The 14,568-nt window shown below is 65.7% G+C and carries 14 protein-coding genes; 12 read left to right on the top strand and 2 right to left on the bottom strand.

What is annotated here, in order from left to right; translation table 11 throughout:
• From ACOJTB_RS12670 to ACOJTB_RS12655, 4 genes are all read left to right on the top strand, one after another.
• A partial coding sequence (locus ACOJTB_RS12670; RefSeq protein WP_420102883.1) for an ABC transporter substrate-binding protein occupies positions 1–1,126 on the top strand: 1,126 nt, incomplete at its 5' end.
• A gap of 29 nt (positions 1,127–1,155) precedes the next feature.
• The gene (locus ACOJTB_RS12665; RefSeq protein ID WP_420102882.1) at positions 1,156–2,088 is read left to right on the top strand and encodes an ABC transporter permease; all 933 of its coding nucleotides are present in this window, start codon (positions 1,156–1,158) and stop codon (positions 2,086–2,088) included.
• Positions 2,089–2,098: 10 nt separating this feature from the next.
• Positions 2,099–2,944, top strand: coding sequence for an ABC transporter permease (locus ACOJTB_RS12660; protein WP_420102881.1), 846 nt, complete (start codon positions 2,099–2,101; stop codon positions 2,942–2,944).
• A gap of 28 nt (positions 2,945–2,972) precedes the next feature.
• A complete protein-coding gene (locus tag ACOJTB_RS12655; protein WP_420102880.1) occupies positions 2,973–4,454 on the top strand; it encodes a M81 family metallopeptidase in 1,482 nt (493 codons plus the stop codon).
• A gap of 81 nt (positions 4,455–4,535) precedes the next feature.
• Here ACOJTB_RS12655 and ACOJTB_RS12650 read toward each other — a convergent pair whose 3' ends face one another.
• Both ACOJTB_RS12650 and ACOJTB_RS12645 read right to left on the bottom strand, forming a co-directional pair.
• The gene (locus tag ACOJTB_RS12650; RefSeq protein ID WP_420102879.1) at positions 4,536–5,489 is read right to left on the bottom strand and encodes an SMP-30/gluconolactonase/LRE family protein; all 954 of its coding nucleotides are present in this window, start codon (positions 5,487–5,489) and stop codon (positions 4,536–4,538) included.
• Between the two features lie 16 nt (positions 5,490–5,505).
• Complete coding sequence (locus ACOJTB_RS12645; protein WP_420102878.1) at positions 5,506–7,209, bottom strand: IlvD/Edd family dehydratase; 1,704 nt, start codon at positions 7,207–7,209, stop codon at positions 5,506–5,508.
• A 199-nt stretch (positions 7,210–7,408) separates the two neighbouring features.
• Between ACOJTB_RS12645 and ACOJTB_RS12640 the strand changes: the two genes are divergently transcribed.
• The 8 genes from ACOJTB_RS12640 to ACOJTB_RS12605 form a co-directional block, all read left to right on the top strand.
• Complete coding sequence (locus ACOJTB_RS12640; protein ID WP_420102877.1) at positions 7,409–8,680, top strand: ABC transporter substrate-binding protein; 1,272 nt, start codon at positions 7,409–7,411, stop codon at positions 8,678–8,680.
• 5 nt (positions 8,681–8,685) lie between these two features.
• A complete protein-coding gene (locus tag ACOJTB_RS12635) occupies positions 8,686–9,645 on the top strand; it encodes a carbohydrate ABC transporter permease (RefSeq protein ID WP_420102876.1) in 960 nt (319 codons plus the stop codon).
• Positions 9,646–9,647: 2 nt separating this feature from the next.
• Positions 9,648–10,487 carry a carbohydrate ABC transporter permease gene (locus ACOJTB_RS12630; RefSeq protein ID WP_420102875.1) on the top strand — a complete coding sequence of 280 codons (840 nt, stop codon included), beginning with the start codon at positions 9,648–9,650 and terminating at the stop codon, positions 10,485–10,487.
• Positions 10,488–10,496: 9 nt separating this feature from the next.
• A complete protein-coding gene (locus ACOJTB_RS12625) occupies positions 10,497–11,651 on the top strand; it encodes an ABC transporter ATP-binding protein (RefSeq protein WP_420102874.1) in 1,155 nt (384 codons plus the stop codon).
• Positions 11,648–12,652, top strand: a complete 1,005-nt coding sequence (locus ACOJTB_RS12620; RefSeq protein ID WP_420102873.1) for a Gfo/Idh/MocA family protein — start codon at positions 11,648–11,650, stop codon at positions 12,650–12,652. Before ACOJTB_RS12625 ends, ACOJTB_RS12620 begins: the two co-directional genes overlap by 4 nt.
• The gene (locus ACOJTB_RS12615; protein WP_420102872.1) at positions 12,652–13,362 is read left to right on the top strand and encodes a GntR family transcriptional regulator; all 711 of its coding nucleotides are present in this window, start codon (positions 12,652–12,654) and stop codon (positions 13,360–13,362) included. The genes ACOJTB_RS12620 and ACOJTB_RS12615 overlap by 1 nt, the downstream gene beginning before the upstream one ends.
• A gap of 7 nt (positions 13,363–13,369) precedes the next feature.
• Positions 13,370–14,155 (top strand): SDR family oxidoreductase, encoded by a 786-nt coding sequence (locus ACOJTB_RS12610; RefSeq protein ID WP_420102871.1) that lies wholly within the window; start codon positions 13,370–13,372, stop codon positions 14,153–14,155.
• An 11-nt stretch (positions 14,156–14,166) separates the two neighbouring features.
• On the top strand, positions 14,167–14,568 hold a 402-nt coding region (locus ACOJTB_RS12605; protein WP_420102870.1), incomplete at its 3' end, for a dihydrodipicolinate synthase family protein.

Genomic DNA, 14,568 nt, shown 5'->3' with positions numbered 1-14,568 from the left:
GCTGTTCAACCTCGCCAGCTCCTTCATGTGCATTCCGGAGCCGAAATCCTACGAGGCGCTGGGCGACAAGTTCGGCGTTACCGAGGCGGTTGGCACCGGGCCCTACAGGATGCAGGCCTTCACGGTCGGCCAGCAGACCGTGCTGGCCCGAAATGACGACTACAAATGGGCCTCCGACCTGTCGAAGAACCAGGGGCCGGCCAAGTTCAAGAAGCTGACCTTCCGCGAGATCGGCGAGGAATCGACGGCCTATCTCGAGCTCAAGACCGGCGGAGCCGACGTGCTGGTCAATGTCCCGACCGACTTCCTGCCGCGCATCCAGGCCGACAAGGCGGTGAAGCTGGTGACCATCCCCGGCAACGAGGTGGTCTACATGCCCGTCAACACCAGCGTCGAGCCCTTCACCGACATCAAGGTGCGTGAAGGAGCCGTCTTCGCCGTCAATCAGAAGGATGTGCTGACCAGCCTCTATGGCGGTAATGGCGCGGTGGCCGACACCTTCCTGATCTCCACGCTGAAGGAGGCGCAAGTCGATCCGAAATACAAGATCGCCTATGATCCCGAGCGCGCCAGGAAGGCCTTCGACGCCGCCGGCTGGAAGCCCGGCTCTGACGGCATCCGCGTCAAGGACGGCAAGCGCCTCGAGGTCAAGCTCTGGGCCCAGAACGGCACCGAGTTCAAGCGCCTCGCCGAGATCGTGCAGGCGCAGCTCAAGGCGGTCGGCATGCAGGCCGATATCAGCATCGTCGATTCCGGCTCGATCAATGCGCAGTATCGCAAGAAGACCGAGCACCAGCTCGCCGTCCGCTCCTATCAGTGGACCAATGCGGACATCATCGACTGGTTCTTCAGCGCCAAGCGGCTCGGCTATCCCAATGTGTCGATGCTCAACGATCCCGAGGCCGAGCGTCTGAACGACGTCGCGATGAACCAGTCCAAGACCTGGGACGAGCGCGTCGCGAACTTCACCAGATACCATGAATACGTGCTGTCGCAGTACGCCTTCGCCCCGATCTACCAGCCGGTGCAGAGCCTGGCCTACGGCAAGCGAGTCGTCATGCCGGAAAAGATCCGCGGCGTCGGCTTCTCCAGCCAGTCGCTGATCGACATCGCCCCGGCCAACTGAGGCGAGGGCGACGGAGGCGGGAGGATCCTGTGCTGCGCTTCGCGATCCGGCGGCTCGCCATGCTCGTGCCGGTGTTCCTCGCCGTCTCGCTGGTGATCTTCATGGTCATCCATCTCGTCCCGGGCGATCCGCTGGAGCATCTGGTTCAGGTCGGCTCGACCCCGGAACAGCGAGCGCAGATGATCGCCCGATACGGTCTCGATCAACCGGTGCTGGTGCAGTATGGGCGCTGGCTCGGCAAGGTCCTGGCCGGCGATCTCGGCGAGGCGATCGTGATGCGCCAGCCCGTGGCGCATCTCATCGCCGAGAACCTGCCTCATAGCTTGGCGCTGGGCCTGACCGCCCTCGTTTTCTCGACGATCGTTGGAATCACGACCGGCGTGCTCGCTGCCTCCTTCCGCGACAGCCTGTTCGACCGGGCGGTTATGGGCTTCATCCTGCTCGGCTCGACCCTGCCGAGCTTTTGGCTGGCGCTCCTGATGATCCTGATGTTCGCCGTGCAGTTCGAGTGGTTTCCGGTCTCCGGCGCCCGGACATGGGATGCGCTGGTGCTGCCGGCGCTGACCATCGGCATCGGCGGTACGGCGCTGATCGCGCGCGTCACCCGCGCCGCCATGGTCGAGATCGCCGGCCGCGACTTCGTCCGCGTGCTGCAGGCCAAGGGCGTGCCCTTCTGGCGCATCCAGCTACGGCATGTCCTGCAGCAGGCGATGCTGCCGGTCATGACCATTCTCGGCCTGCGCATCGGCTGGATCCTTGGCGGTGCCGTCACCGTCGAATACGTCTTCGCCCGGCCGGGCCTCGGCTCGCTGCTGATCACCGCGCTAGGCCAGCGCGACTATCCGCTGGTCCAGGGCTGCCTCCTGATGCTGGCGATCGCGGTGATGCTCGGCACGCTGCTGGGCGATCTCGCCCAGGCCGCGCTCGATCCGCGGCTGCGCGAAGCGATGGGTGCGCGATGAGGAGCGCCCGATGAACCGCACCTCCCTCATCGGCCGTATCGCGCGCTCTCCGCGCGGCCTTCTCTGCGCGTTGTTCCTCGTCGCGCTCGTCCTCTGCGCTGTCTTTGCGCCCTGGGTCGCGCCCTATGACTATGCCGCGCAAAAGCTCTCCATCGCCAACACGCCCCCCTCGACAACCCATTGGCTCGGCACCGACGAGTTCGGGCGCGACCTGCTCTCGCGCATCATCCAGGGGGCGCGGACCTCCCTCAGCGTCAGCGTGCTCTCCATCGGGCTTTCGGTCCTCGCGGGAGCGGCCCTCGGCGCGGCGGCCGGCTATTTCGGCGGCGTCTTCGACCGGGTGGTCACGATGGTCGTCGATCTGACCTGGTCGTTTCCGGAAATCCTGCTGGCGCTGCTGCTGATCGCCATCCTCGGGCCTGGGCTGCACTCGACCGCCATCGCCATCGCCATCGCCTATCTCGCCCAGTTCACCCGGCTGACGCGGGCGCAGGTGATGGCGCTGAAAGGCGAGCTCTTCGTCGATGCCGCCGTGACGGCGGGCGCGAGCCCGATGCGGGTGCTGTTTCTGCACCTGCTGCCGAACGCGATGACGCCGGTCATCGTCGCCGGCATGCTGGCGACGGGCGACGCCATCGTCTTGGAGGCGACGCTCGGCTTCTTCGGCCTCGGCGCGCAGCCGCCCGTCCCGAGCTGGGGCGCGATGATGAGTTCCGGCACGGCCCAGATCTTCATCGCGCCCTGGATCATCGTCTTCCCCGGGCTCGTCATCGCGACGACCGTCATCGCCATCAACCTGTTCGGCGACTCCTTGATCGAGGCGCTCGATATCCGCCGCCCCCTTCGCGACGGCTGAGGCCGTCCGACGCATCCGGAACCCTGCCATGACCTTCACCGTGCTCACCGCCGAGTTCTCGCACGAGAGCAACACCTTCAGCCGCTGCCCGGCCGATTATGCCGCATTCGAGGATCGCGGTGTCAGCGAAGGGGAAGCGGCGATCATGGCGCGCGGCGCGGCGAATACCCCGCTCGCCGGCTTCCTCGACATCGGCCGTCCCGCCGGCTGGCGGATCGTCCACGCGATCAGCGCCGCCGCACAGCCCTCCGGCCCGGTGACGCGCGATGCCTTCGACCGCATCGCCGGCGTCATCGTCGCGGCGGCCAAAGCTCATGCCGGAGAGATCGACGGCGTCCTGCTCGGCCTGCATGGCGCCATGGTCACGGAATTCTGCGAGGACGGCGAGGGCGAATTGCTGGAACGCCTGCGCGCCGTCCTCGGGCCGAAAATCCCGATCGGCGTGACGCTCGACCCGCATGCCAATGTCACCCGCAAGATGACCGACCTCGCGCAGATCGTCGTCTCCTACAAGACCTATCCGCATGTCGACATCCGCGAGACCGGCCGGCTCGCGGCTGGCATCCTGCAACGCACCATGGCCGGTGAGATCAGGCCGGTGACGTTGCGGGCGCAGCGCCCGATGCTGGAGGAGGTCAATGGCGGGCGGACCGATATCGGCCCGATGGTCGAGCGCATCGCCAGAGCGCAGGCCTATGAACAGGAGCATGGCGTCTTCGCCGTCAGCGTCGACGGCGGCTTCGGCAATGCCGACATCAAGGAGGTCGGCCCGACGGTTCTGGTTACCTGCGAAGGCGACCTCGCCCGGCATCAGGCCTTCGCCGAGGAGCTGATGGACGACATGTGGGCCCGGCGCTTCGACACGGTGACGGAGTTCCTCTCGGTAGAGCAGGCGGTCGACGAGGCGAAGTCCTATGTCGCCACGTCGGGGCCGCTCATCATCGCCGATTACGCCGACAATCCCGGCGGTGGAGGCTATGGCGACGCGACGAATCTGCTCGCGGCCATGATCGCGGCCGGTCTCGACGACGCCTGCTTCGGCCCGATGGTCGATCCCGAGGTCGCCGCCGAACTGCACCGGGCCCAGCCGGGCTCTACGGTTTCAGTGCAGCTGGGCGGAAAGGTCGATCCGCAGATCGGCGGCAGGCCTCTTGCACTCACCGGCACGCTCGTCAGCGTCAGCGACGGCGACTATGTCGGCGACGGCCCGATGATGGGTGGGCTGCGGTCGAGCTGGGGCCCTTGCGCCGTGCTGCGCGTCGGTGGAATCGAGATTCTGGTCACCACGACCCGCGCCCAGATGAACGACCTCCAGCAGTTTCGCGCCTTTGGCATCGACCCGGCGGCCAAGCGCGTGGTCGGGTTGAAGTCGATGCAGCATTTCCGCGCCGCCTTCGAGCCCATCGCCGGCAAGATCGTCGTCTGCGACAGCGGAGCGCTCTGCACGCCGGACCTCACCAAGCTGCCTTACCACAACGTGCGCCGGCCGATCTTTCCACTCGATCGCTAAGACACGTTTACAGCTGACCGGTGAGGACGCGGCACAAGTTGCCTTTCGGTCGTAACGGAAAAACAGACCTTCCCGAAGGCGTCAGATCGGCATTGCACCAGCCGCGACCTGGCACCCTCTCGTGTTGACGTAGAGGGCATAAAGCGAGCGGCTCGCTGCCATGAAGAGGCGGTTCCGATTGGCGCCTCCGAAACAGAGATTGGCGCAGCGTTCGGGCAATCCGATGCGCCCGATCGGCTTGCCATGCGGGTTGAAGACCATCACGCCGTCGAGATCTTCGCGGCCCATGCCCCAGCCGCACCAGAGATTGCCGTCGATGTCGAGGCGGAATCCGTCCGGTGTTCCTGGGCCGGCATCGATGAAGACGCGGCGGTTTGTCAGCGCCTGGTCCGCGACGTCGAAGGCGAGGATGAGCCGGTTGGGCGTGGCCCGTGATTCGACGAGATAGAGCGTCCTTTCGTCGGGCGAGAAGGCCAGCCCGTTCGGGCCACGCAGATCCTCCGCGGCCACTGTCAGCGAACCGCTCCGACCATCGATGCGGTAGACGTTTTGCGGGAGCTCCGGCTCCGCCTTTCCGCCCTCGTAATCGCCGGCGATGCCGAAGATGGGATCGGTAAACCAGATCGAGCCGTCCGACTTGACCACGACATCGTTGGGCGAGTTCAGCCTGCGCCCGTTGAAGCGGTCGGCCAGCACGGTGATCGAACCGTCGATTTCGGTGCGGGTGACGCGCCGGCTGCCATGCTCGCAGGTGATGAGCCGGCCCTGGAGGTCTCGCGTGTTCCCGTTGGCGTGATGCGATGGGGATCGGAAGACCGAGACCGCACCGCTCGGCTCGTCCCACTTCAGGATGCGGTCGTTCGGGATGTCGCTCCAGAGCAGATGGCGGGCGTCTCCGAACCAGACTGGCCCTTCGCTCCAGCGGCAGCCCGTGTGGAGACGCTCCACCGCGGCGTTGAAGATCCGGTATCGCTCGAAGGCGGGATCGAGGATCTCGATAGCCGGGTCCGGATAGCGCTCCGCAGGCTGCCACATCCTCTTGGTCCCTTGCTCAGCGCCTGGGCGGCATCATGAAATCGAAATCGCAGCCTTCGTCGGCCTGCGTCACGCTATCATAGAACAATCGCGCGTAACCGCGTTGCGCCCAGTCCGGCCTTTCGATCGGTGGTAATTCTGCGGCGCGCCGGGTGAGTTCTGCCTCGTCCACCAAGAGCTCGATCGAGCGGGCAGGAACGTCCAGGCGAATGCTGTCGCCGCTACGGACAAGGGCCAAGGGACCGCCATCGGCCGATTCCGGCGTGATGTGCAGGACGATCGTGCCGAAGGCTGTGCCGCTCATCCGCGCGTCTGAAATCCGGACCATATCCTTGACGCCCTGCCGCCCGAGCTTCTTCGGGATCGGCAGATAGCCGGCTTCTGGCATGCCGGGCGCACCTTTCGGGCCCGCATTGCGCAGAACGAGCACGTCATCGGCGGTGACGTCGAGATCGGGATCGTCGATGCGCGCGGCCATGTCCGCGACCGACTCGAAGACCACGGCTCGGCCGGTGTGGCTCAGCAGGCGAGGGGTCGCCGCCGAATGTTTGATGAGGGCACCGCGCGGCGCGAGATTGCCGCGCAGGACCGCCATCGCGCCGACGGGCTTGATCGCGGTGGCCGCGGTGCGGATCACCGTCTGGCCCGGAACCTCCTCGGCCCCGGCTACCACCTCGCGCAGCGTTCCGCCCGCCACCGTCGGCGCGTCGAGATCGATGAGGTCGCCGAGTTCGCGCAGCAGCTTCGGCAAGCCACCGGCGTGATGGAAATGCTCCATGTAGTGATCGCCGGATGGCTTGAGGTCGACCAGAACGGGAACCTCGCGCCCGACACCGTCGAAGGCCTCGAGGTCGATCTCGATGCCGACGCGGTTGGCCATGGCGGTCAGGTGGATCAATCCGTTGGTCGACCCGCCGATCGCCTGCATGACGATCTGCGCGTTGCGGAACGCGGTCGCGGTCATCAGCTCGCTCGGCCGCGGTGCGCCTGAAACGGCGAGCTCGGCTGCCCGCTTCCCGCTCATCTCCGCGAGGCGGAAGCGCTCCGCATGCGGGGCGGGGATCGTCGCGCTCATCGGCAGCGAAAGCCCCATCGTCTCGGTGATGCAGGCCATGGTGGACGCCGTGCCCATGACCATGCAGGTGCCGACCGACGGTGCGAGCCGTCCATTGACGACCTCGATCTCGGCCGCGTCGATATCGCCTGCGCGATGCGCGCTCCAGAGCCGGCGGCAATCGGTGCAGGCGCCGAGGACCTCGCCCTTGTGATGACCGACCACCATGGGTCCGACAGGGATCACCACGGTTGGCAGATCGACGCTGGCGGCGGCCATGATCTGGGCGGGCAGAGTCTTGTCGCAGCCGCCGATGATGATCACCGCGTCCATGGGCTGGGCGCGGATCATCTCCTCGGTGTCCATCGCCATCAGATTGCGCAGGAACATCGAGGTGGGGTGGGCGAAGCTCTCGTGAATGGAGATGGTGGGAAACACCATCGGCATCGCTCCGGCCAGCATCACGCCCCGCTTGGCCGCCTCGATGAGTTGCGGCGCGTTGCCGTGGCAGGGGTTGTAGTCGCTGTAGGTGTTGGTGATGCCGACGATGGGACGGTCCAGCGCGTCGTCGGAATAGCCCATCGCCTTGATGAAGGCCTTCCTCAGGAACAGCGAAAAGCCGGCGTCACCATAGCTGGTCAGCCCTTTGCGCAATCCCTTGGTCATCGAACGCCCTCCCGTGCCGATCCTCGCCGGCTGTTCGGCAGGTATCTGGCAGCTCTGATGCATTGTCAATAATCATGATCTCATACGTCAAAATATGCGCGAATAGAGCGAGAACCCGATTCAGTTATTGACAATCAGGAGCGCGCGCCGCTAGCTGGCGGCAATAACAAGGTTGAAATGCCCTGTGGGAGGGGATGCGATGAAGATGGGGACGGTTCTCAAGGCCGGGCTGCTCACGGCGGCTCTGGCAGGGCCTGCACAGGCGCAGACGCAAATCAGCATGTGGTCGAATTGGCCCGACGAGCCGGCCAAGAAGGACTGGGTGTCGGCCCGGGTGAAGGCGTTCGAGGACGCCAACAAGCAATGCTCCGTGAAGCTGAGCTTCATCCCCAAGGCGGACATCTACACCCAGGCGAAATCGGCCGTGCGCACCGGCCAGGCCCCCGATATCTTCTACATGGAACCTGACCAGCCGGAGTTCTTGGCCGGCGGCTTCCTGGAGCCGCTCGACGGTTACATCGATCTCAAGGGGCTGGAAGACTGGGCCAAGCCCGCCTGGATCTCCAGGGGCAAGGTCTACGGCGTGCCGGTCGAGGCCTATACGGTCGAACTCTACTACAACAAGGACCAGGTCAAGAAAGTCGGAGTCGACGTTCCGGCATCGGCGCAGCTCACGCAGGCCGGCTTCCTCGATCTCGTCAGGAAGGGCGCGGCGGCCGGCATCACCCCTGTCTCGCAGGGCGTCGGGGACCGGCCGTTTCCAGGCGCGCTGCTGACCTATGAATCCTTGCTGCGCAAGCTCGGCAAGGCGGACTACGGCAAGCTCATGGCCGGCGAACTCTCCTACAAGGATCCGCGCGTCGCCGAGGTCATGACCTGGATGAAGGAGGTCATCGATGCCGGTGCTTATCCGAAGAGCTTCGCCACGCTGAAGCTCGGGGAGTCCCATTATTACTTCTATCAGAAGCCTGGCGCGCTGACCTTCCCCGATCCAAGTTGGTTCACCGGCCGCGCCTTCGCTCCGGCCGAGAGCGGCGGAATGCCGGCCGATTTCCCCCTGGGGATCATGCAGTTCCCGGCCATGGACAAGGGCGATTGCCCGAACTGCAAGACGCTTGCCGTCGCCGGCAGCTACGTCATGTACTCGAAGAGCAAGAACAAGGATTGCGCCGGCGCTCTTCTGAAGTCGATGGCCACGGTCGAAAACGGCACCAAGTGGATGGAACAGGTTTCGCTTCAGACCGGCCTCAAATCTGACCCCGCCAAGATCAACTCGCCGCATGCGGCCTATTTCAAGGAGCTCAACGCCCGCAATACCGGCGTCGACTATTTCTTCGGTACGCCACTTTTCCACTACCGCGCGAAATGCGCCGAAACCTTCACCCAGGTCATGAACAGCGCCTTCCCGGCCGGTCTGATCAGCGTGAAGGACGCTGCTGAGAAGATGGACGCGGCCTGCCTGAAAAGCTGAGAGAGATGGCGACCATCACGAGTCTCAGGGGGAGCCAGGCGGCGCGCGCGGTCAGCGCGTCGTCAGCCGCCCCGGCCACCGATCCGCGCCAGGCGAGCTGGCCGGTCCTGGCGATCTTCATAGCGCCAGCCCTTCTGATCTATTTCGGCCTGACCGCCTATCCGGCCTTCCGCACGATCTTCGACAGCTTCTTCACGATCGAGGGGCTGGAGCGCATCCCTGTCGGCTTGGCGAACTACAAGGCACTGCTGCAGGACGAGACCTTCTGGGTCGCGGTGCGCAACACCTTCATCTGGGCCTTCGTCGCGCCGATCCTCGATGTCGCGACCGGATTGCTTCTGGCGCTGGCGCTCTATGCCGGCGTGCCGTTCGCCCGGTTCCTCCGGATCGCCTGGTTCACGCCGGTCCTGCTCTCCTACGTCGTCGTCGCGATCCTGTGGATGTGGATCTACAACTACGATTGGGGCGTCGTGAACGTCGTTCTGCGCGGACTCGGTCTGGATGCGCTGACGCGCTCCTGGCTCGGTGACCCCAACTTCGCCCTGGCGTCCGTCATCGTGACGCATGCCTGGAAATGGGCCGGCTTCAACATGGTCGTCTGCCTGGCGGCGATCCACTCGCTGCCGTCCGAGGTGCTGGAAGCGAGCGAGCTCGACAATTGCGGCTGGGGCGCGAAGTTGCGCCACATCATCGTGCCGATGCTGAAGCCCACGCTGCTGAACCTCTATGTGCTCGCCTTTATCGGCAAGATGAAGGTGTTCGACCTGGTCTGGATCATGACGGGCGGCGGCCCGCTTTGGGCGACCGAGACGGTCTCCACCTATGTCTACAAGCGCGCCTTCAACTGGAACACATTCGATCTCGGCTACCCGTCGGCGATCGCGACCGTCTGGTTCGGCGTCGTCTGCGCGGCCGTGATCATCCTCAACCGCATCTTCCGGTCGAAGGACCGGCTGGAGTACTGACGATGCGCGCTTCATCCCCGATGCCGCGCCTGTTCGGCCGCGGCGCGCTCGCCCTCGTGATCGGCGCCTACACCGTCTACACCCTCGGACCCTTCCTGTGGCTCGCGACCATGTCGGTACGGACCACCGGCGAAATCTCGGCCGATCACTACGCCTGGCCGCGACCCTTTCACTGGGAGCAGTTCCGGATCGCCTGGGTCGATTCCGATTTCGCCACCTATTTCTGGAACTCGGCGATCGTCGTCGTCAGCGCCGTCGCGGTCGTCACGCTGGTCGGCGCGGCGGCGGCCCATGCCCTGGCGCGGTACCGCTTCCGCGGCAACCGGCTGATCTACGGCATCCTGTTTTCCTCGATCATCTTCCCGCCGCAGATCACCTTGATTTCGCTCTATCAGATCCTGGTCGACTACAATCTCTACAACAGCCTCATCGGGCTGACGCTCGTCTACATCTCGCTGCAACTGCCGCTGACCGTCTATCTGCTGGAAGGTTTCTTCGCCCGGATCCCGCAGGATCTGTTCGACGCCGCCAAGATGGACGGCTACGGCGACATCGAGATCTTCCGGCGCATTGTCCTGCCGATCGGCATGCCGGCGATCGCGACGACGCTGATCCTGAACTTCATCCAACTCTGGAACGAGTTCCTCTTCGCGGTCGTGCTCATCACCGATCCCGAGAAGCGCACCTTGCCCATCGGCATCCGCGCCTTCATGGGCGACCACTTCCAGGACATCGGCATGATCGCGGCGGGCGTGATGATCTCGGTCATCCCGGTGATCCTGGCCTACGCATTTTTCTCCGAGAAGCTCATCCGCGGCATGACCGCCGGTGCGGTCAAGTAGAGGTCGACCATGGCTGTCGTGAAACTCGATCAGATCTGCAAGCGCTACGGCGGAAGTGGCCCCGTGGCGGTCGACCATGTCGACGTCACCATCGGCGATGGCGAGTTCATGGTGCTGCTGGGCCCTTCCGGCTGCGGCAAGTCCACCACGCTCAGGATGATCGCCGGGCTGGAGACGATCTCCTCGGGGACGCTCTCCATCGACGGGCGCGTCGTCAACGACGTCGCCGCGAAGGATCGCGACATCGCCATGGTCTTCCAGTCCTACGCGCTCTATCCGCATATGACGGTCGCGGACAATCTCGCCTTCGGGTTGCGTCGTCGCAACATCGACAGGGCCGAGATCGCGCGGCGGGTCCAGGACGCTGCCGGCATTCTCGGGCTGACACCGCTGCTCGATCGCAAGCCGCACGCCCTGTCGGGGGGGCAGCGACAGCGCGTGGCGCTCGGCCGCGCCATGGTCCGCGAGCCGATGGTGTTTCTCTTCGACGAGCCGCTGTCGAACCTCGATGCGGCGCTGCGGGTCAACACGCGCAACGAGTTGATCAAGCAGCACGGCCGGCTCGGCTCGACGATGATCTATGTCACGCACGACCAGGTCGAGGCGATGACGATGGGCACGCGCATCTGCGTCATGAACGGCGGCAAGGTCGCCCAGATCGGCGCGCCGCTGGAGGTCTACTGGCAGCCGGCGGACACCTTCGTCGCCCGCTTCCTCGGCTCGCCGCCGATGAACCTGCTGACCGTCCGGCCGGACGGCGCCGGCCGGATCGCGACCGACCATGTGAGCGCCTCGCTGGAGCGCTGGGCGCCGGCTCTGCTGGCGTCGCTCGCGGGCAAGGAGGCGACGCTCGGCGTGCGGGCGGAAGATCTGCATCTGCGCGCGGACGGGCTCGGGCTGAGCCCCGGCCGCATCTGCGGCAGGGTCTTCGCCGTCGAGCCGCTCGGCGCGGAAACCCTGCTCGCCGTCGAGATCGAGGGCGGCCAGGAATGGACGGCGCGCTTGCCGAGGGACACCCGCGCCGATGTCGGACAGAGCGTGGATCTCTTCTTCCCGGCGGAAGCCACCTATCTCTTCGATGCGGCGAGCGGCAAGGCCATGAAGCCCATGGAAACCGCCGGCGTCGCGGATCTGCGTCGGCGCGAAGCAGGGCTTGTCCATTGAGCGCATTGCGGATCGGGCTCGTCGGGGCCGGCTGGGTCACGCAGTATCATCTCCGCGCCTGGCGCAAGCTCGCCGGGCGTGCCGAGGTCGTGGCCATCGCGGATCCATCGGCCGAGCGTCGCAATGAGCGGGCGGCCGAATTCGATATTCCGCGCACCTATGCGGGCGCACAGGAAATGCTGGCGGGCGAGGCGCTCGATGCCGTCGATATTGCCGCTCCGCGCGCTTTCCATGCCGAGCTGGTCCGCCTTGCCGCGGAGCGCGGCCTGCCGGTGATCTGCCAGAAGCCGCTGGCGCCGACTTTCGCGGAGGCCGAGGCGCTCGTCGCAGAGGTCGGGGACCGGATCCGGCTGATGGTCCACGAGAACTGGCGCTTTCGCGCCTGGTATCGGACAACCGCCGAATGGATCGATATCGGCCGCATCGGCCGGCCCTTCGCGGCGCGGTTGTCCTTTGTCACCAGCGGTACCCTGGCCGATGACCATGGTCGCTACCCTGCCCTGGAGCGGCAGCCCTTCATCGCCGCGGAACGGCGCATGCTCGTCTCCGAAATCTTGATCCACCAGCTCGACACGCTTCGGCGCTTGCTGGGACCGCTCAGGGTCGTGGCCTGCAGCATGAACCGTGTTTGCGCGGCGATGGCCGGCGAGGACACAGCGATCATCCAACTGGAAGGCCGTGGCGGTCTCGCTGTACAGATCTTCGCGACCTTCGCCGCGCATGGCCAACCGGCCGTCGCGGCCGATCGGCTGGACATCTTCGGTTCCGGAGGGGCGATCGGCTTTGCCGGTGATACGCTGTCGCTGGTCGCAGCCGAACCTCAGGAGCTGCGCTTCGACATGGACGCCACCTACCAGGGCTCCTATGACGCGGCGATCGCCCATTTCATCGACAGGCTCGATGATGGGCAGCCCTTCGAAACCGGACCGCGCGACAACCTCGAGACCCTGTTTCTGGTCGAGGAGTGTTACCGCCTGGCCGGCCGCCTGGAGACGCATTGATGCCGCAGAGCGCTGCGCAGGCCGGCCTTTCGCCGCGCCGAGACGACGTCGACAAGGTGATCGCCCATCTCGAGGAGGACATCATCTTCGGCCGGCTTGCACCGGGGCTGCGTTTGACCGAAGACATGCTGATGGCGCGATACGACGTCTCGCGCCATTTCGTAAGGCAGGCGCTCGTCGAGATGGAGCGGCGCGGGATCGTGCGCCGCGAGAAGAATATCGGCGCGACGGTTCGCTCCTACTCTCAAGCCGAAGTGAGGCAGATCTACGAGGTTCGCGAAATGCTGACCCGGCACGCTGCGCTGATGGTGACGCTTCCGGCTGCAGATGGGTTGATCGCAGAACTGCGCGGCTTACAGGACATCTATCGGGCACGCGCCGAAGCAGGCGACCTGCGCGGCATCCACGATGCGAACGACGCCTTTCACATCGCGCTCTTCGCCGCCTGCGGCAATCCCTACCTCGTGCGGACGCTGCAGGACTACATGGATCTGACGCTGACGATGCGCGCCAAGAACCTGGCCGATCCGGAAGGCCTCAAGCTGTCGATCAGCCAGCATGACCTGATGATCGAACTCCTTCAGGGGAGGGACGTCTGGGCCTTTGCGCAGCTCTGCGTCGATCACATGCAGACGAGCAAGGCCGATTATCTCCGGCGCGTCGCCTCCGGGGCGGACGCTGCTGGCGCAACGCACGCATGGAACGGGTGAGGCAAAGATGGATCTGGGGTTGAAAGGCAAGACGGCGCTCGTGCTGGGCGCCGGTGGCGGGCTCGGCAGCGCCATTGCGGCCACGCTGGCGCGCGAAGGAGCGAATGTGGCGCTCGGGGATATCGATGCCGCAGCGCTGGCGCAGACGGCTGACGCGGTGCGCGCGGCAGGTGCCCAGGCGCTCGCGCTCCCTTGGGACCTGGCCGATCGCAGCGTCATCGGAGCTCGCATCGACGCGATCGAAGCGGAGCTCGGCCCGGTCGATATCCTGGTCAACAATACGGGCGGGCCGCCGCCGACGCCGGCATCCGGGCAGGATGCACAGCTCTGGGCGAAGCATTTCGATGCGATGGTTCTCTCGGTCATCGCCGTGACCGACCGGGTCCTGCCGGGCATGCGGGAACGGCGCTGGGGGCGTATCGTCACCTCGACCTCCTCGGGCGTCGTCGCGCCGATCCCCAATCTCGCCATTTCCAATGCGCTGCGCCTGAGCCTTGTCGGCTGGTCGAAGACCCTCGCTGGCGAAGTGGCGAGGGATGGCGTGACCGCCAACATCGTGCTGCCGGGGCGCATCGCCACGGCACGCATCCGTTTCCTGGATGAACAACGCGCCAAGCGCGAGAACCGCAGCGTCGACGAGATTGCCGCAGCATCCACCGGCTCGATCCCTGCCGGCCGCTATGGCGAGCCCCAGGAATACGCCAATGTCGTCGCCTTCCTGGCGAGCCAAGCGGCTTCATACGTCAACGGCTCGGTCATCCGCGTCGATGGCGGGATGATCGCCAGCATCTGAAAGGATCACTGATGTCTCTGACTGCCGCCGCTTCCGGTGTGTTCCCGATCGCGCCGACGCCGTTTCTGCCGGACGGCTCGGTCGACTGGGCCTCGACGGAGAAGCTCTTCGCCTTCTATGACGCGATCGGCTCGGACGGCACGACGGTGCTCGGCATCATGGGCGAGGCGCCCAAGCTCGAGCCGGAGGAATCGGTTCGCATCGTCGAGGCGGCGGTGGCCGGCATGCCGGGCAAGCCGGTGATCGTCGGCGTCTCGGCGCCGGGCTTCGCGGCGATGCGCTCGCTGGCGCGCCAGTCGATGGAGCTGGGCGCCGCCGCCGTGATGATCGCGCCGCCGCCCTCGCTGCGCACCGACGACCAGATCACCGGCTATTATGCCCAGGCGATCGAGGCCATCGGCTCGGACATTCCC

Origin of the sequence: Allobosea sp. (genome assembly GCF_048595345.1) — a bacterium.
GTDB lineage: Bacteria > Pseudomonadota > Alphaproteobacteria > Rhizobiales > Beijerinckiaceae > Allobosea.
The sequence above is the reverse complement of the archived record's forward strand: the minus strand, read 5'-3'. Positions and strand labels throughout refer to the sequence as shown.